The organism is Oribacterium sp. oral taxon 102, assembly GCF_013394775.1.
Taxonomy (GTDB): Bacteria; Bacillota; Clostridia; order Lachnospirales; family Lachnospiraceae; genus Oribacterium.
In genome coordinates this window covers 965,702-983,314 of the sequence record NZ_JABXYT010000001.1, presented here as the reverse complement: position 1 = coordinate 983,314, position 17,613 = coordinate 965,702, and the positions used below count along the sequence as shown (strand labels likewise).

Annotated in this window: 13 protein-coding genes and 2 tRNA genes; 3 read left to right on the top strand and 12 right to left on the bottom strand. The window is 55.1% G+C overall.

Annotation, left to right across the window (positions count from 1 at the left end; all coding sequences use genetic code 11):
• Positions 1-21 precede the first annotated feature (21 nt).
• From HW273_RS04480 to HW273_RS04450, 8 genes are all read right to left on the bottom strand, one after another.
• Positions 22-681, bottom strand: coding sequence for a hypothetical protein (locus HW273_RS04480; RefSeq protein ID WP_179010642.1), 660 nt, complete (start codon positions 679-681; stop codon positions 22-24).
• Positions 682-864: 183 nt separating this feature from the next.
• Positions 865-5,250 (bottom strand): 2-hydroxyacyl-CoA dehydratase, encoded by a 4,386-nt coding sequence (locus tag HW273_RS04475; RefSeq protein WP_179010641.1) that lies wholly within the window; start codon positions 5,248-5,250, stop codon positions 865-867.
• 462 nt (positions 5,251-5,712) lie between these two features.
• Complete coding sequence (locus tag HW273_RS04470) at positions 5,713-6,630, bottom strand: haloacid dehalogenase-like hydrolase (RefSeq protein ID WP_179010640.1); 918 nt, start codon at positions 6,628-6,630, stop codon at positions 5,713-5,715.
• Positions 6,631-6,724: 94 nt separating this feature from the next.
• The gene (locus HW273_RS04465; RefSeq protein ID WP_179010639.1) at positions 6,725-7,276 is read right to left on the bottom strand and encodes a hypothetical protein; all 552 of its coding nucleotides are present in this window, start codon (positions 7,274-7,276) and stop codon (positions 6,725-6,727) included.
• Between the two features lie 129 nt (positions 7,277-7,405).
• On the bottom strand, positions 7,406-7,537 hold the full coding sequence (locus HW273_RS11675; RefSeq protein WP_279287561.1) for a hypothetical protein: 132 nt from the start codon (positions 7,535-7,537) through the stop codon (positions 7,406-7,408).
• A 25-nt stretch (positions 7,538-7,562) separates the two neighbouring features.
• Positions 7,563-8,549: a CobW family GTP-binding protein gene (locus HW273_RS04460; protein ID WP_179010638.1), complete on the bottom strand. Its 987-nt coding sequence runs from the start codon at positions 8,547-8,549 to the stop codon at positions 7,563-7,565.
• A gap of 92 nt (positions 8,550-8,641) precedes the next feature.
• Positions 8,642-9,703, bottom strand: coding sequence for an NAD(P)-dependent alcohol dehydrogenase (locus HW273_RS04455; RefSeq protein WP_179010637.1), 1,062 nt, complete (start codon positions 9,701-9,703; stop codon positions 8,642-8,644).
• A gap of 209 nt (positions 9,704-9,912) precedes the next feature.
• Positions 9,913-10,617, bottom strand: coding sequence for a GntR family transcriptional regulator (locus tag HW273_RS04450; protein WP_179010636.1), 705 nt, complete (start codon positions 10,615-10,617; stop codon positions 9,913-9,915).
• Between the two features lie 358 nt (positions 10,618-10,975).
• Between HW273_RS04450 and HW273_RS04445 the strand changes: the two genes are divergently transcribed.
• The 3 genes from HW273_RS04445 to HW273_RS04435 all read left to right on the top strand — a co-directional run bounded on the left by HW273_RS04445 (position 10,976) and on the right by HW273_RS04435 (position 14,141).
• Positions 10,976-12,058, top strand: coding sequence for a TRAP transporter substrate-binding protein (locus HW273_RS04445; protein WP_179010635.1), 1,083 nt, complete (start codon positions 10,976-10,978; stop codon positions 12,056-12,058).
• Between the two features lie 280 nt (positions 12,059-12,338).
• Positions 12,339-12,836, top strand: a complete 498-nt coding sequence (locus HW273_RS04440; protein ID WP_330603951.1) for a TRAP transporter small permease — start codon at positions 12,339-12,341, stop codon at positions 12,834-12,836.
• A gap of 12 nt (positions 12,837-12,848) precedes the next feature.
• Positions 12,849-14,141, top strand: a complete 1,293-nt coding sequence (locus HW273_RS04435) for a TRAP transporter large permease (protein ID WP_179010634.1) — start codon at positions 12,849-12,851, stop codon at positions 14,139-14,141.
• A gap of 210 nt (positions 14,142-14,351) precedes the next feature.
• On the opposite strand, the gene HW273_RS04430 is transcribed toward HW273_RS04435, so the two are convergent.
• From HW273_RS04430 to HW273_RS04415, 4 genes are all read right to left on the bottom strand, one after another.
• Positions 14,352-14,425: transfer RNA gene (locus HW273_RS04430), tRNA-Met, on the bottom strand.
• A 56-nt stretch (positions 14,426-14,481) separates the two neighbouring features.
• Positions 14,482-14,554, bottom strand: a tRNA-Val gene (locus HW273_RS04425).
• 79 nt (positions 14,555-14,633) lie between these two features.
• Positions 14,634-15,653, bottom strand: a complete 1,020-nt coding sequence (locus HW273_RS04420; protein WP_179010633.1) for a glycosyltransferase family 2 protein — start codon at positions 15,651-15,653, stop codon at positions 14,634-14,636.
• Positions 15,650-17,599, bottom strand: a complete 1,950-nt coding sequence (locus HW273_RS04415; protein ID WP_179010632.1) for an ATP-dependent helicase — start codon at positions 17,597-17,599, stop codon at positions 15,650-15,652. The genes HW273_RS04420 and HW273_RS04415 overlap by 4 nt, the downstream gene beginning before the upstream one ends.
• Positions 17,600-17,613: the final 14 nt, after the last annotated feature.

Genomic DNA, 17,613 nt, shown 5'->3' with positions numbered 1-17,613 from the left:
GTCCCCTCCGTGCCGGCTCTCCTATCGGAACGCGTTAATGTCTATGGTATTTCCTCTCCGCCGCGGCTTCCGGGTCGTCAGGTAATAGAAGAGCCCGACATTCAGAAAGCTCAGCAGGATGGCGAGCGCACCTCCGAAATCTCCTCCCAGCAGACTCTGGAAAAAGAAAATCCCATAGAGCACCGCTTCAAAGATCGCCAGATACTTCGCCTGAATCGGAATCAGGAAGTAGAGCAGGAAGGTTGCATTCGGAAAGGTCAGCGCATAAACCAGAAAAATACTGAAATTCATGTAGGTCGGATCAAGCTGGAACGAAATCCCGGTAAAAAGATAAGCCAGAAGGCTGCCGAGCACCAGCAGGAGCACGCCTGTCCAAAAGAAAAAATTGTATTTAAAGGTTCCCCAGATTCTCTCCAGCGTCTGTCCAAGACTGTAATAAACCCAGATTCCCAGTATCGCCCAGAGAGGATTCCGGCTGGGAAAGTAAAAGAGAAAGGTCAGAATCCGCCAGATATGCCCGTGCAGGATCGCCTCCGGATCCAGATCCAGATAATAATAGTAGAATAACGGATTGCTCAGCTGGATCAGGAAGCCAACGGCATACATCACGCAGATATATTTCATCAAATTCGGTACAGCATATCTTCCAAGCTTCCTTTCCAGCCTTTGATACAATGTCATAAGATCTCCTTTCCAAGGTCTCACCGTGCGAAGACCGCTCCGTTCTATCCCGAAAAATCCGAAGCCGTTCCGCCGTAAAGCTTAGAAAAGTATACTTGTACAGGGCATATTTTTCAAGAGCGAATCCGAAGCACAGCTTACGAAGGAAAGCCGCCGGTACGATTTCCGGCGGCTTCTCCCCCTCTAGCCCTCTTCCCTGATTTTGTTCTGCGCCACCGTCAGCATCAGCTTGATACGGTTCAGCTGGTTGACCTCAGAGGCACCGGCATCATAGTCCACTGCGATAATGTTGGCGGACGGATTGTGCTTTTTCAGCTCCTTGATGACGCCCTTCCCGACGATATGGTTCGGGAGGCAGCCGAAGGGCTGCGTGCAGACAATATTATCTACGCCCTCCCCGATCAGCTCGAGCATCTCGCCGGTCAGGAACCAGCCCTCTCCGGTCTGGTTGCCGAGGGAGACATATTCCCGCGCCATCTTCGCAAGCTCCCGGATATTGCCCGGCGCGGTGAAGCGGCGCGATGCGGAGAGCTCCTTCCTCGCGGTCTTCCGGAAGAACTCGAGGAGATTGATCGCAGTATTGCCGATGGTCTTTCCCATCCAGCTCGTCCCGAGATTTTCATGCTTGAAGTTCTCATTATAGAAGCAGTAGAGCAGAAAATCCATGAGATCCGGCATCACTGCCTCTGCACCCTCCCGCTCCAGAAGCGCCACGATATTGTTATTGGCAAGCGGGGAAAACTTCACGAGGATCTCCCCGACGATCCCGACCTTCGGCTTCCTCCAATCCTCATGAATCGGCAGCACGTCGAAATCCCGGATAATGGCGCGGACATTCTTCGCGAACTCCCCCATGTGCGCATGGGAGGTGGAAAGCGAGCGGATCACACGCTTTTTCCACTTTTCGTGAAGCCGGTCGGCACTGCCCGGCGTGCGCTCATACGGACGGGTCGCATAGAGCACCCGCATGAAGACATCCCCATAGACGACGCCCTGCATCGCCTTCGTGAGCAGCGGCAGCGTGATCCGAAAGCCCGGCGTCTTCTCCATGCCGTTCGCGTTCAGGGAGATCACCGGAATCTGCCCCATTCCCGCCTTCTCGAGTGCCCGACGGATGAAGCCGATATAGTTCGAGGCACGGCAGCCGCCGCCGGTCTGGGACATGATGACCGCCGTCCGCGAAAGGTCATACTGCCCGGAGCAGAGCGCATCCATGATCTGTCCGATGACGATAATGGACGGATAGCAGGCGTCGTTATTGACATATTTCAGCCCCGTGTCGATCGCGGAACGATTCGCATTCTCCAGCACGACCAGATTATAGCCCGCCGCGCGAATCGCCGGCTCGATCAGCTCGAAGTGGATCGGCGACATCTGCGGGCAGAGGATGGTGTAGCCCTCCTCCCGCATTTCCTTCGTGAAGATCCGCCGTTCATAGGCGGCATCCCGTATCGTCCGCTCATAGCCCTTCTCGTCCCGGACACGAATCGCCGCGAGCAGCGAGCGCACGCGGATCCGCGCCGCACCGAGGTTATTGACCTCGTCGATTTTCAGGACGGTGTAGATCTTATCAGAGCCCGCCAGAATATCCCGCGCCTGATCCACCGTCACCGCGTCCAGTCCGCAGCCGAAGGAATTGAGCTGGATGAAATCGAGATCCTCTCTCGTCTTCACGAAGCTCGCTGCACGGTAGAGACGGGTATGATACATCCACTGGTCGGTGACGATCAGCGGCCGCTCCACCTCTCCGAGATGAGAGACAGCGTCCTCCGTCAGGACAGCAAAATCAAAGGAAGTAATCAGCTCCGGGATGCCGTGGTTGATTTCCGGATCCACATGGTAGGGACGCCCCGCCAGCACGATCCCGCGGTGTCCGGTCTGCTCCATCCAGCGGAGCGTCTCCTCGCCCTTCTTCTCCATATCGCGCCGCGCCTGCAAAAGCTCCTTCCACGCCTCATGCGCCGCGCCTCGAAGCTCCTCCTCCGTGAAATTCCACCGCCGGAACTGTTCGCCGATCCGCTCCTTCGTCAGCTCCCCCTCCGGCCGCACGATCTCCTCGATATTCTGCGGATGCAGGAAGCTCCGAACGAGCTGATCCGTCAGGATCTTTTCATTCGTAAACGCCACGAAGGGCTTCATAAAGAAAATGCTGTTCAGGCCCAGCGACTCCATATTGTTCTTAATATTCTCCGCATAGGAGGTAACCATCGGGCAGTTATAGTGATTTCCCGCCTCCGGGCTCTCATTGCGCTCGTAGGGCACGCAGGGATAGAAAATGGTCTTCACACCCTTTCGAATCAGCCACTCAATATGCCCATGCACGATCTTTGCCGGATAGCACTCCGACTCGGAGGGGATAGACTCGATCCCGAGCTCGTAGAGCCTGCGGGTCGAGGCAGGCGAGAGCACGGTACGGAACCCAAGCTCCCGAAAGAAGGTCGCCCAGAACGGATAATTCTCATACATATTCAATGCTCTCGGAATACCGATCTCCCCGCGCACCGCGAGGTCGGCAGGGAGCGGCTCATAGTCGAACATCCGTTTCAGCTTGTACGCGAAAAGATTCGGAATCTCACTCTTCGTCTTCGCCCTGCCAAGTCCCTTCTCGCAGCGGTTTCCGGAAATGAAGCTCCTCCCCGCCCCAAACTGATTCACCGTCAGCACGCAGGAATTGTTGCAGCCCTTGCAGCGTGTCATCCTCGTCGTGTACTGCAGCGCAATGATCTTGTCCAGAGAAAGCATGGAGCTCTGTACCCTGCCGTAGGCAGTCAGCGGCTTCCCCGCCTCCTCTGTGGGTCTCCGCTTCTTCAGCTTCTCATTCTCGAGATGATAGCGCTCCCGAGCAATGAGCGCTGCGCCGAAGGCGCCCATGATGCCGGCGATATCCGGCCGCACGACCTCCTGTCCGAGGATCGTCTCAAAGGCGCGAAGCACGGCGTCATTGTAAAAGGTACCGCCCTGCACGACGATATGCCTGCCGAGCTCCTTCGCGTCAGTCACCTTGATGACCTTGAACAACGCATTTTTGATCACGGAATAGGCAAGCCCGGAAGAAATATCCGCGACACTCGCTCCCTCCTTCTGCGCCTGCTTCACATTGGAATTCATAAACACGGTACAGCGGGAACCGAGATCGGTCGGATTCTCCGCAAACAGTGCCTCCCTCGCGAAGTCAATGACAGTGAAGTCCAGCGATTTCGCAAAGGTCTCGAGAAAAGAGCCGCAGCCTGCGGAGCAGGCCTCATTCAGCTGCACCGAATCGACGGTTCCATCCTTGATGCGGATGCACTTCATGTCCTGTCCGCCGATATCGAGAATGCAGTCCACCTCCGGCTCGAAGAAGGATGCCGCATAGTAGTGCGCGATCGTCTCCACCTCGCCCTCATCCATCTGAAAGGCGGATTTCAGGAGCGCCTCTCCGTAGCCGGTCGAGCAGGAGTAGACAATGTGTGCGTCCTCCGGCAGAAGCGCCCGGATCTCCTTCACGGATCGAATCGCCGTCGCGATCGGCGAGCCGTCATTCCCCGAATAGAACTTGTAGAGCAGCTCCCCATCCTCGGATACGAGGGCAAGCTTCGTCGTCGTGGAGCCGGCGTCGATGCCGAGGTAGACATTGCCATGATAGCTCTCGAGCTTCCCGGTTCTCACCCTCGCCCTCTCATGGCGGGCGTGAAATGCCGCATACTCCTCCTCGTTCCGGAAGAGCGGTGCCATACGCTTCAGCTCCATACTCATCCGTATCCCGTTCCGAAGCCTCCGGATGAGCGCGGTAATCCCCGTCTCCGGCTGCGCCGGCGGACAGTTCAGAGCGGAGCCGATCGCCGCGAAGAGATGCGAGTTCTCCGGCTCGATGATCTCCTCCCCCTGCAGGTTCAGCGTGCGAATGAAGGCATGCCGGAGCTCCGGCATGAAATGCAGCGGACCGCCGAGAAAGGCGACATGCCCGCGGATCGGCTTCCCCTGCGCCAGTCCCGAGATCGTCTGGTTGACGACCGCCTGAAAGATGGATGCCGCGAGATCCTCCCGCGCCGCCCCCTCATTGATCAGAGGCTGAATGTCCGTCTTCGCGAATACGCCGCAGCGCGCCGCGATCGGATAAATCATCTGATAGCCCTTCGCCAGCTCGTTAAGCCCTGCGGCATCGGTATCCAGAAGGGATGCCATCTGGTCAATAAAAGAACCGGTACCGCCTGCACAGATTCCGTTCATCCGCTGGTCGATACCGCCTTTAAAATATATAATCTTCGCATCCTCGCCGCCGAGCTCGATGGCAACATCCGTATCTGGTCGATACGCCTTGAGCGCTGTCGCCACAGCGACAACCTCCTGACAGAAGAACGCCTCCATATGCTTTGAGAGCGTCAGTCCGCCGGAGCCGGTAATCACAGGCGCAAGGGAGATCTCTCCCAGCTTCTCCCTTGCCTCGGTCAGAAGGTCTGCGAGCGTCTCCTGAATATTTGCAAAATGCCTCCGATAATCAGAGAAACGAATCTGCTGTTCCCGATCCAGAATGGCGATTTTTACCGTCGTTGAGCCGATATCGATTCCTAATCTGTAGCTGTGATTCATATGCTGCCCTTCCTGCTCTTCTCACATTCCATAGCACTCTGCCGCCCGTCGGCGAGAGAACTAATTGGTAACTTTAGCACAGTCGGGAAATTGCTTCAAGAGAGGCTTTTCTTAAAAAAATATAAAAATACTTCTCATTTTACTGTATAAGTCCCCCGGACGGCAAATATGTGGATGCCGTGCTTGCACGGGCAGACACATATTTATCGGACGGGACAACAGGTATGCGCAAAAAGCGATGCGAACATGGTGAGCAGCGCGATTTGCAAATACCTGCCTGCCCCCCCCGATCTCTGATCGGGGGAGCCACACGGCTTTGAGCGGTTCAGAGCAATCGTTTGCGGTTGCTTCTCTGTTAGCGGCACGAAAGCTGCAAAGCAGCGGAATGACGCGCAGGACTTATACGATCGGCACAGCCGAAAATTTCGGCATGGAGAAATCAGGACCTCCCTAAGACAGAGCTCAGTCCGTCAAATGGCGCGGCACGCCGGAGACGGCATCCGAAAATTTATTCCGCTCCCGCTCACAGATCCTCCGGGCACGATCCTTGATCGTATTGCTGATCCACATATACGCCGCGGTTCCCTCGGAATAGTCCGCCTCTGCGTACATATCGATCCGCCCGTCTCTCCGGAGCTGCTCGACCTGTCGGAACGCCTTCTCATCCCGCGCGGGGTAGATCGCGAAGGTAGAGCCGCCGCCCTTCTGAATTAACGAAAAGGCAGGGATATCGCTCGGCCCGTCCGCGATATAGATCATATTCTCGAAGCGGACTCTGCGAACCTCCTCATCCATGCGGGCATTCACATCAATTTCCGGATACTGCGGGATCCCCTTGTTGATCTCGAAAATCGCACGGGTCTTCGTGGTATTGTCGATCGTATAGCCGATCTCCGAAATGATCCGCTCTCCGTCCTCCGTCTCCTGCTCGATCAGCTCACAGCCCCAGATCGCCTCGACATGCTCCCGCACGGAGGAACCGGCGATAACCGCCTTGAAGCCGGTGCTCACGATATAGTGCTCCACCCGGATATCGTACTCCTTGAAGGTGCTGTCCTCCTCGATCATCTGCTTCGTCAGGCTGAAGATCTCCGGCACGCCGCGGTAGAAGTTCATGCGTTTCCCGTACTCGGCGAGCTTCGCATTGTTCAGCCCTTCAAATCTTCCTCCCCTCTTCGCGCCCTTCAGGAACTGGTTCAGATAGATGGTATCCTGATTGACCCGAACGCCCTGTTCTCTCTGATAGAATGCCGGAAGCGCCTGTACCTCCTTCCAGAACGCGGAGGCATCGACCTGATAGTCCGTAAAGATCGGATCCTGCATATAGCCGTCTACCAGCGTTTTGTCAAAATCCCATATCACCGCAATCACATTTGCCATGCTTCGCCTCCCTGCCGTGCCGCTTCCCGCCCGTCCCCGGGTATGATATCCGGTGCATCCCCTCCTGAAATCAGCGTGCCGCGTATCCTGTCTGTCATACGCCGTCTGCCATCTCCGCATCCCGAAGCCGGCAGTATTTCTTCCCCTCCTCCTCATAGATTTCGAAGATGCCCGTGACCCTGATCTTCTCCCCAATCGCGGGATAGTCATCAGGATAGATCCGCTCCTCCCTGAGGCAGAACTCGATCCCCTGCGCACAGCAGGCAGTCGCATCGGAAATGATGCAGGCGAAGTAGGTCTTCCCTGTTCGCTGGTTAAAAAAGGCGGAGAACTCGCCCTCCATCGTGACCTCTCTCCCGATATAGCGCTCCGGGCTCATCACCATATTGTAGACCTCGGAATACACCATCGTACTGCTGAGAGCGGTGAGATCCAGCGGTTCCCCCGCGGCCTCCGTCTGCGCCTTCTCTTCCGCCGTGCTCTCCGTGTCCTTTCCCATCTCTGCTGTTCTCTCTCCCGAAGCGGCGCTCTCCGCTGCACGCTCTGTCCGAGCCTCCCCCTGTGCCTGCCGACAGGCGGAAAGCCCTGCACACAAAAGGAGACCCAGCAGCCCTGTATATATTCCTTTTTTGATGCTCTTTTTCATTTTTCTCCTATTCTGAAAATGAGGCTGAAGCATCGCTCCCGCGCAGTCCTCACGCCGGAGCCGCCCCCGTTCTCTTCCGATAGCGATTATACTGAGATTCAGCAGAGCTTGCAAGTCTTCCCGCTGTGTTCATTCTGCCGCCGTCTGCATGGTCTCCGATTCCTTCGAAACGATGACGTCCACACAGATTCCCAGCACGCTGCCGCCCTTTTCCCCAGCTCCTGTGAAATTTCCTCCAGACTCTGCATCTCCCGTATGCATGCCCCGCAGCCGGTAAACCAGATGTTTACAACGGTGGCGTTCTCCCTCCCGGATAACCGATCCGGATGCTCGGCCGTTTTTCCCCCTCCGGCCGAATGCCGGGAAACAGCAGCTCCCTGAGTGCGTTCCGGCGGATTCCGCTGCCAATGAAGACGCAGCACGGCTTCGCCATTTCCTCCCCGCCGGTAATACTGTATCGCCGGTCGGCCACATCGAAGCGAAGCGCCGCAGCGCCGCAGCGGATGAAGCCCTTCGCCCGAATGATCTCCCCATACGCGCCGCGCACCAGCTCCTCCAGAAAGAGCGGCAGCTGCTCGGGGCCGGAAAGGAAAGCCTCCGTAAAGCTGATGTTTTCCAGCTCCGGCTCCTCCTCTTTCCGATACAGACGGATCCCGTCCCCTGCCGCCTCTCTCTCCGCAGCGCCGGACTCCGCCTGCAGCAGCGCCTGCCACCAGTTGTCCGGCTTTCTGCTGTAGTGCTCCGTCTCGAGCTCTGCCTCCGGATTCATGCGTCGGAGCTCCTCCAGCACGCTGCCGATATCCGCCGGTACGCCCAGATCCCCCTTCGACAGCAGGATACGCTTCGCCGCATAGATCTGATCCGCATAGATCTCCCCATACCGCTCCAGATAGTGCCGGAAGCTCCCCGGATCCAAGATCGTCACCGGCTCCAGCAGCTGTATCCTCTCATACATAATCATACGGATATTCTCCAGAACGCGGGAGAGCTTTCCCACGCCGGTGGGCTCTACGATCAGATATTCCGGATCGAGGCTGTTCGCGATCGTCAGGATGGAGCTGGCGAAATCCGACTTTACCGAACAGCAGATGCAGCCCTCCGTCAGCTCCCAGATATTCACGCCGCCGTCCTGCAAGAGCAGCGTCTTGTCGATCCCTACCTCACCGTACTCATTTTCCATTACCGCGATATTCCTGCCGCACTTCCGGCACAGTTGCTTGATAAAGGTCGTTTTCCCTGCCCCGAGAAAGCCCGAAATCACCAGTATTTTCATATTTTCTCCCAGAAAAGCTCCCCTCAGAAAACCTGCCAAGGCAGATTCTCCGAGGAGAGCCTCACTTCCTTATCCTATCCTTTATACATAGATTACTTGCGGATGCGAACAACCGGCTTGATCAGGTCTGCCGGCTTGTCCTTCATCAGGAAGAGCGCCTCCTCCAGATAATCCCAGCCGTCAAACACATGCGTCACCTCAGGATGCAGATCCAGCTTGCCAGCGGATACCAGAGAGCTCAGCTTCTCCATGCGGAGACGTCCGCCCGGCATCAGACCGCCGTTGATCTGCTTGTGCCCCATGCCTACGCCCCATTCGATTCTCGGGATCTCGATGCTGGTGCCGTTGCCGAGGTAATTTACGTTTCCGATCTTTCCGCCCGCCTTCAGGCACTTCACCACAGGTGCGAAGGTCTCCACGCTGCCCCCGGCGATGACAGCCTTATCCACACCCTTGCCGCCGGTCAGCGCGAGCACCTGCTCCTCGATCGGGCCGTTCTTATAGCTGATGAAGTCGGTTGCCCCATAGCCCTTCGCAGCCTCTATGCAGACGGGTCTGGTTCCCACCGCGATGATGCGGCTCGCACCGCGGAGCGCCGCACCCGCTACGGACATCAGCCCTACCGGTCCGATACCCACTACCAGCACACTGTCGCCGAACTGTACATCGGCAAGCTCCACGCCATGGAAGCCGGTCGGTACCATGTCGGAGAGAATGCAGGCATCTACGGGATCCATACCCTCCGGCATCTTCGCCAGATTGCCGTCCGCGTCATTGACATGGAAATACTCGGAGAAAACGCCGTCCTTAAAGTTGGAGAACTTCCAGCCTGCCAGCATACCGCCGGAGTGCATGGAGTAGCCCGCCTGCGCCTCCAGAGAGTTCCAGTCCGGTGTGATCGCAGGAACCAGCACGCGGTCGCCCGGCTTGAAGTCCTTCACACACTCGCCGACCTCTACAACCTCTGCAGAGCACTCATGTCCAAGAATCATGTTATGGCGCTCGCCGATCGCGCCCTCCCAAAGCGTATGTACATCCGAGGTACAGATCGCCACAGCCAACGGAGCAAGGATAGCATCCATCGGTCCGCACTTCGGACGCTCCTTTTCGATCCAGCCGGACTCGCCGATCTTCAGCATTGCATAGCCCTTCATAAAAACACCTCCTGTGCTTAAATAAAAAGATAATCTGACTGATATTTATGGTCAAATTCTATCATAATGATGTTTTTCAAACAAGATTTATCTTTTTATGCACAAAAATATTTTTTTCAATAGCATTTTATTGTGCAGTGTGCGATCCATGCTTCGACACAGAAAAGACGCGGACGGAATAAAGCAGGCTGCTGCCGGACTGCTGTCTGCTACTTCCCGACAGCGCTTCTTATATAAGCCTGAAATTCCTTCGATAGGAGCCTCGGAGCGAGCCTGCGGGTACCACCATAAAGATGCTCGGAAATCCTTTCCTCTACCCCCGCCGGATCTCTGCTGTCGATAATGTCCATAAGCGCCTGATGCTCTGAAAGGACATCCGGTATATTCTTTCCGCCCAGCATATCCAGACGGATAAATCTGGAATAGTCCGGATGAGGCCGCGTCAGGAATTTCCAGACCATTTCCTTGTCGGTAAAACGGAAATAGCAATGATGGAACTCCAGATCGCAGGCGAGCAGCGAGTCTGTTTTTTCGGCATCCAGCAGAGTCAGATCCCCGACCTCCCGGACAGCCTGCGCGAATTTATCCTTATAGAAACGAAGCTCCTCGATCTGCGGCGGCGTAGCACTTCGCATGAAGTCCCTCAGGACACAAACCTCTGCCGAAATACGGAGATAGATGAACTGGTAAACCGCTTCCAGCTCGATGGCGGTAACCCTGGTGCCGACATACGGCGTGATTTCGACAAATCCTGCAAGCGCCAGACGCTGCAGCGCGCTCCGGACAAGCGTGCGGGAGACCTGGAACCTCTCACACAGAGTATTTTCACTTAGTACCTCCGCCGGCATGATCTGAAGGGAAACGATTTCATTCTCCAGTATCTTGTATATCTCATCTGAATGGTATCTCGTCATAGTCAGTCCTCCATTTCAAATGCGCAGTGCATCTCATATTCCCGAGGCGCTTCTCGCAATCCTGTATACAGGAATGCAAAAAATCCTATAGAATACAAATTTGCAAAGCAGAATGCTTTCTGTGGAAACAATGCAAAATCCTCAAAATCCACGATTTAAACATACTGTATTGTACATGACAAGTCTCTGTTTGTGAATATATTTCACAAATATTTTTAAAACGTGCCTATATTTATATGCACATTATGAGAATCATCTATTGACAGCAGATGCTGTATTGTTTAGTATAAGGGCATAGCAGTAACCTGTATACAAGCAGCATGGATTCATCCAATCTAAATGCAAAAGGAGGGAAAGTATGAGAAAGTTCATGGCGCAGATTTTCACGGTAGCGCTTGCCGCAGCGATGCTTGCAGGCTGCGGCTCCGGAGGAAGCGGCAGTGCCGGAACGCCCGCGGAAACAACAGAAAAAGCTGCCGAGGGAGAAAGCACAGCCTCTGAATCGTCCGGCGACTTTACTATGATTGTCGGGCATGCGCAGCCGGAGGGCAATCCCCGTTTCATTTCTATGGAAAAGTTTGCCAAGGATGTCGAAGAACGGACAGAGGGACACGTCAAGGTCACCGTTTACGGCAATGGCCAGCTCGGGACAGAAAAAGAAATGCTTGAGCAGGTCGTGCAGGGAACCGTACAGGGCATGCGCGGCGGTCAGTTTGATTTTTCCCCGCGTCTCCTAATGTTCACGGCGCCATTTCTGACCAACACGAGAGCGGAGGTCAGCGCGCTCCTTCAGTCTGATCTCGCAAAGAGCGTCTGCGCCGAGGCGGAAAAATCCACCGGCACCGTCATCATTAATCTCTGCGACGCAGGCGGATACCGTCAGTTCTCCAACAATACGCGTCCGCTCACGAAGCCGGAGGATCTGAAGGGGCTCAAGATGCGCACAAACGGCATGAAGACCATTGACCTGACCTTCCAGCAGCTTGGCGCCAACACAGTGTCCATTCCCTATGCAGACCTCTACATGGGGTTGAAGACCGGCGTCGCAGACGGACAGGAAAACCCGTGGGTCAACGTCGTCGGCATGAAATTCTATGAAGTGCAGAAATACTTCACCGCAGTGAATTACCAATTCCACCCGGATCCCTTCTATGTAAATGCGCAGTGGTGGAACAGTCTTCCGGAGTCCTACCGCGAGATCCTCTCCGACTGCGCCGCAGAAATGGGCGCCTATAACGACCAGCTGATCGACGAGAATTCCGAGGCTGCCAGAGAGCAGATCATCGCAAGCGGTGCGGAGGTCTATGATCCATCAGAGGAAGAACTGCAGGCATTCAAGGATGCAGTCACCCCTGTATATGAAAAAATGGTACAGGAAGGGATTTGCAGCAAGGAAGAAATGGAGGAAATGATAGAAATCGTCGCAAACGCGAAGGAATAAGCCTGCGCAATCCGGAATGGGGCTGTGTTTTTCACAGTCCCTTCTTTAATTCGCAGTCCCCTCTTCATGAAATCAATTCACATGCCGGAAGCCTCGGCGCCGCCAATCATATAAGTCCTGCGCGCTGCTCCGTGCCGCGGTTCACTGAGGTCTACAAGACCTCAGTGAATCCGGCTTCGCCGGACACAGACTTCGTCTGCGCCAGATTGTTCTGCAGTTTCCTGATGAAAACTGCTGCACTCTCGCATCGCTACTTATACAGTACAATAGGAGTTTTCCCGTGACTAAGACTAAATTAAAAGAAATCGGAAATAAAATTTTCAAACTTTATTTCAGCATCGGCGTGGCAGCGCTCGCGCTCCTCGCGATACTGGTCTGCTTCTCGGTGATCATGCGTTACTTCTTTTCCAAGAGCTGGAAAGAGCTTTCGGAGTTCAACGTCACCCTGTTCGCCTTCACCACCTTCTGGGGCATGGGTATCAATGTGATAAAGAATGAACATGTCCTGATCGACATTCTATACAATGCCTTCCGGCCGGGTATAAAGAGAATTGTCCGCATGCTCAACCTGAGCATCATGCTCCTCATTGATATCATCTTTACGGTACAGGGCTTTCGCTATGTCGCCATGGCGGGCAGACAGCTCAGCATGGGAATGGAGATCCCGATGAAGTATATGTACGGCATCATGCCGCTGAGCGGCATCCTCTGTGCTGTCTGCATCCTGATCCGGTTACTTGAATCGTTCCTGCCGCGGGAAACGGCGGCCGAAGAATAGGGGGTATATCTTATGGCAATGTTGATTCTTCTGATATTACTGATTTTCTTCGCAATCCTCGGTGTTCCTCTGGCATTTGCGATCGGCGCCTCCAGCGTTACCTATATTCTGCTCTTCAATCCGAGCTTTCTCCCCATGCTGCCGCAGCGGATCTGGAACGGCGCATTCTCCGAGCTGATGATCGCGATGCCGCTGTTTATGCTGGCAGGCGAGCTGATGAATGTCGGCGGCATGACCGAACGGCTGATGCGGTTCTGTACCGTGCTGCTTCATCCGATCAATGGCGGCCTCGGCGAGGTTAACGTGGCGGCATCTATGATCTTTGGCGGAATTTCCGGCTCCTCCGTAGCAGATACCTCCGCCCTCGGCTCCATTGAGATTCCGGCTATGGAGGACGCCGGTTATCCGAGCGGTGTCGCGGCAGGCATCACAGTCGCCTCCTCCACCATGGGGATGATCATTCCGCCCTCTACCCCAATGATCGTCTATTCCATGATTTCAGGCGGATCCGTCGGGGCACTTTTCATGGCAGGCGCAGTACCAGGGCTGCTGATCGGTCTCGGCCAGCTTCTCCTTGTTTACCTTCTTTCGGAAAAGAAGCACTGGCATCCGAAAAGAGAACGGCTCGACAGAAAGGAAGCAAAGGACGCGCTGCTCGGCGGTCTGCCCGCACTCCTGCTGCCGCTATTCATCATTTTCTGTGTATCCTTCGGTGTCTGCACCGCATCCGAAAGCGCCGGTGTCGCCTGCCTCTACTCTCTGCTTGTCGGCTTCTTCCTCTACCGTGAGCTGTCCTGGAAGCAAGTATGGGATGCACTGAAAAAGAGCTTCGTTTCCAGCTCATCGATCATGCTGATTATCGGCTTCACGACTATTTTCACATGGATCCTGACTATGGAGGGCGTGCCGCAGACCGTTGCAGCTTTCTTCCAGGCACTTGCACTCCCGAGAATGGGCGTCGCACTTGTCTTCGTCATCATGATCCTCCTCATCGGCACATTTATCGACGTATCGCCCGCGATCCTGCTGCTCACGCCGATCCTTCTCCCCGTCATGCACAGCTACGGCTTCTCAACGCTCCAGTTCGGTGCGATGATAATTACCGGGCTCGCGATCGGGCTCGTGACGCCTCCCGTCGGAATGTGCCTGAATGCCTGTAACAAGATCAACGGCATGCCCGTCACCACGATCTTCCGGCACGCGCTTCCCTATATCGCGATCAACATCCTCGTCCTGATTCTGATTTCGACCGTTCCGGCATTGACGACCTATCTTCCGGCACTGCTCGGCTACAGCCTGAACTGATCGGATGCCGGTGTTATCAGTATTACCGCTATTTTCTGAATTCTCCGTGTCAGCAGGCTAGACGTCCATGCCCTGCTTCGCAGGGCTCCACCAAATATATAAGTCCCGACGGATTGCCTGCCCGATTAAGTGTCTCTTTTTTGTTGCAGCAAAAATGGCGTAAATACGTTGATTTTCCTAAGGATTCCACGTATCTGCGCCATTCTTTCCTAGCGAGAGGGGGACTTGAACCCTCGACACTGCGGGTATGAACCGCATGCTCTAGCCAGCTGAGCTATCTCGCCACTTATTAAATTCTTCGACCCAGGCCGCGCATGAAGCGCAGTCCAGACCGAAAAAATGGGGCCTATAGGGCTCGAACCTATGACCCTCTGCTTGTAAGGCAGATGCTCTCCCAGCTGAGCTAAGACCCCGTTCGTGTCGCCTCTTTCGTAACGACTTGTGTATAATACAAAATCAGAGGCGACTTGTCAACCATTTTTTCGTTTTTTCTCAGTTAAAGCCGTAAAATTTCCGCGTCAGCTTATAGGCCGCGATCGTGAGCTTATTGCCGACCTTGCCCGGCAGGTTCACACCCTGCCCGAGGAAACTCGTACGGAGCTTGAGCCAAAGCTTGAAATCCCTCTTTTTCAAGTAATCCCAGAGCTCCTTCTTCTTCCGCAGATTCTCCTCCGTCCCCGATTTGATGGCAAGCACCGAGGAAACCGTCGTGATGATCTCGAGATAATTAAACATATAGCGGCGAAGCTTCGTGGGCTGCACCTTCGAAAGCTCGCAGCACTCTGTCATGATGCGGTTAACCCTGAATTGCTGATCGATCCGCCCGATCATTACCGTCTCATTTACAGACTGATCCTCGCGCCCGATGAAATAATGGTAGAGGTTCTCATTCATATAATAGATACGCTTCACATAGGGCAGCGGCTGATAGACGAAGATATTGTCCACATAGAAGGTGTGCTTCGGAAGCTCCATCCCTGAAGCACGCAGCATCTCTGTTCGATAGATCACAGAATGCATCAGGATATACTGTCCGAGCATAAAATGCCGCACCTCCTGCCAGCCGAAGATCCGATCCTCCGGAAAGGCACTGCGGTAACGCATCACCTTCTTGTGCTCCTGTCCGACCTTATCATAAATAAAGTTAGCCACGAACATATCGACCGGCGTTCCCGCCATAACCTGCTCTCTCAGCTTCCTGAGCACCTTCGGGAGCACCTCCTCATCCAGCCAGTCGTCCGAATCCACAACCTTGAAGAATAGCCCCGACGCATTGCGAAGTCCGGTATTTACCGCCTCCCCATGTCCGCCGTTTTCCTGATGCACCGCCTTGCAGATCCCCGGATATTTCCGCTCATATTCCTTCGCGATCTCCAGCGTATCGTCCTTCTGCGAGCCGTCGTCCACAATGATGATCTCCACCTCATCCCCGCCGATCAGGATGCTCTCGATGCAATGCCGCATATATGCCGCGGAATTGTAGCAGGGAATCGCAAAACTCACTAATTTCATAAGCCCCTTATCCTTTCCGATTGATTCCTTGAGTTTACCCCAGCATTCCATTTTCTGCAAGGAAAAGCGCAGACGCGCTCTGCCGCCTCCCGAAGAAAGCGGGAGATCTGACAGCTTTTCCCGTTTCGTTCCTTCACCGTATAGATCAGCAGACGCTCCCTTGCCCGAGTCAGCGCCACATAGAAGCAGCGCCGCTCCTCCTCCAGTGCCTTCTCTCCCTTCGCCTTCCGGTACGGTGCGATCCCCTCCACGAGGTCCGGCAGATAGACTGTACGAAACTCCAGACCCTTGGCGCTGTGATAGCTCATCAGGCGGACGCCCTCCGTGCGCTCCTTCCCATGAATCCGCTGTCGAAGCGTCTCATATTCCTCAGGGAAATGAAGAAAATCCGAGAGCTTCGGTTTCTGCCAGGCAAAATCCGAGAGCTCCGAAAGCAGCTCCCAGAACGGCTCCGCCTCCTGTCCTCTCTCCCTGCAAAAATCCCGGAGAAAGTCCTCATAGCCGATTTTCTTCCGAATATAGCAGATCGCCGCCCCGCTGGGCAGCTCGGAAAGCTCCTTAAGCTCCCGAAGGAGCGTGTGGATTACCCTCTCCTTTTCCGGTCTTCCCGCATAATATTCGAGAAGCGCAGGAAAGCCTGCTCCTCTTTCCCGAAGCGCTTCTCCCGACAGTCCCCTATACGGACGGTTCAGAATGCGAAGCAGCTCCGCTCTGCTGCCCTCTCCCGCTGCAAGCCGGAGATAAGCGAGCAGATCCCGCCCGATGAAATGCCGGAACACATTTCCGCCATCCTCCCTCCAGCAGCACGGTATCCCCTGTCCGAAGAGGAATACCGCGAGCGGTGCCGCCTGCCGGTGCGTGCGGTACAGCACGCCGAGCTCCTCAGGAGGAATGCCTGCCGCAAGTTCCTCCTGGATATGCGCCGCGAGAAGCCCATATTCCGCTCTCGTGTCCGGAAGCAGATAGGTATGGATCTCTCCTCCCCTCCCCTGCGCAGCACAGAGCCGCTTCTCGAAGCGGCTCCGGTTCTTCCGGATCAGCCGTGAAGCGTAGTCTACGATTTCCTGACGAGAGCGGAAATTGTCGGAAAGCATAATGCGAACCGCCTCCGGAAAGTCGCGCGGAAATCCCAGCATCAGCTCCGGCCGTGCACCGCGAAAGCCATAAATACTCTGATCATCGTCCCCGACGATGAAAAGATTATTATGCGGGGCGGCGAGCATTCGGAGCAGCTCATATTGAATCGGCGAAAGATCCTGAAATTCATCCACAAGAAGGTAAGGATACTGTGCACGGAGCGCAGAAAGGAAAGCCGGATCAGAGACAAGCGCCGCCCTGCATTCAGACAGAAGATCGTCAAAATCCAGATAACGCCGCAGATGAAGCTCTCTCTGATAGGCGTGGAAAAGCCGGAGAAATTCCTCCTGCGGAAGCTGTTCGAAGGAAAATCCTGTTGTTTCCCGCCGCCTCGTCAGAAAGGGCAGCCCGCATCGCTTCTCTTCCCTGCCCGCCTCTATGCCGGACAGCCATACCTTGTAACGGGAAATCTCCGAAAGCAGCCCCGCGAGATATTCCTCGTCCGAAGACAGCGGCAGGGATAGCTCCGAAAGCTGCTCTGTCAGGATACGCCGCTGCTCTTCCGCCCTGATGATATTGTTTGCCGTATAATGGTATTTCTCCCGAAGAATGGAGAAAGAAACGGAGTGAAAGGTGCCGAAGCGCACCGCTCCTTCTGCTTTCTTTCGATAGCGCTGCTCCATTTCCTGCGCAGCCGCTCTTGTGAAGGTGATGACCAGAATCCGCTCCGGCGGGACAGCTCCCGTCTCAACCAGATACCGTATCCGCTCCGTCAGAACCGCCGTCTTTCCAGAGCCGGGGCCGGCAAGCACGAGAGCCGGACCGGCAGTATGACGAATCGCCCGAAGCTGCTGTTCTGTAAAGCTCATAGGCATTTTCCTGC

What these genes read in the sequence shown, in the direction of transcription:
- HW273_RS04480 (WP_179010642.1), bottom strand. Translation starts at nt 681, where the DNA reads ATGACATTGTATCAAAGGCTGGAAAGGAAGCTTGGAAGATATGCTGTA.
- HW273_RS04475 (WP_179010641.1), bottom strand. Translation starts at nt 5,250, where the DNA reads ATGAATCACAGCTACAGATTAGGAATCGATATCGGCTCAACGACGGTA.
- HW273_RS04470 (WP_179010640.1), bottom strand. Translation starts at nt 6,630, where the DNA reads ATGGCAAATGTGATTGCGGTGATATGGGATTTTGACAAAACGCTGGTA.
- HW273_RS04465 (WP_179010639.1), bottom strand. Translation starts at nt 7,276, where the DNA reads ATGAAAAAGAGCATCAAAAAAGGAATATATACAGGGCTGCTGGGTCTC.
- HW273_RS11675 (WP_279287561.1), bottom strand. Translation starts at nt 7,537, where the DNA reads ATGCATACGGGAGATGCAGAGTCTGGAGGAAATTTCACAGGAGCTGGG.
- HW273_RS04460 (WP_179010638.1), bottom strand. Translation starts at nt 8,549, where the DNA reads ATGAAAATACTGGTGATTTCGGGCTTTCTCGGGGCAGGGAAAACGACC.
- HW273_RS04455 (WP_179010637.1), bottom strand. Translation starts at nt 9,703, where the DNA reads ATGAAGGGCTATGCAATGCTGAAGATCGGCGAGTCCGGCTGGATCGAA.
- HW273_RS04450 (WP_179010636.1), bottom strand. Translation starts at nt 10,617, where the DNA reads ATGACGAGATACCATTCAGATGAGATATACAAGATACTGGAGAATGAA.
- HW273_RS04445 (WP_179010635.1), top strand. Translation starts at nt 10,976, where the DNA reads ATGAGAAAGTTCATGGCGCAGATTTTCACGGTAGCGCTTGCCGCAGCG.
- HW273_RS04435 (WP_179010634.1), top strand. Translation starts at nt 12,849, where the DNA reads ATGGCAATGTTGATTCTTCTGATATTACTGATTTTCTTCGCAATCCTC.
- HW273_RS04420 (WP_179010633.1), bottom strand. Translation starts at nt 15,653, where the DNA reads ATGAAATTAGTGAGTTTTGCGATTCCCTGCTACAATTCCGCGGCATAT.
- HW273_RS04415 (WP_179010632.1), bottom strand. Translation starts at nt 17,599, where the DNA reads ATGAGCTTTACAGAACAGCAGCTTCGGGCGATTCGTCATACTGCCGGT.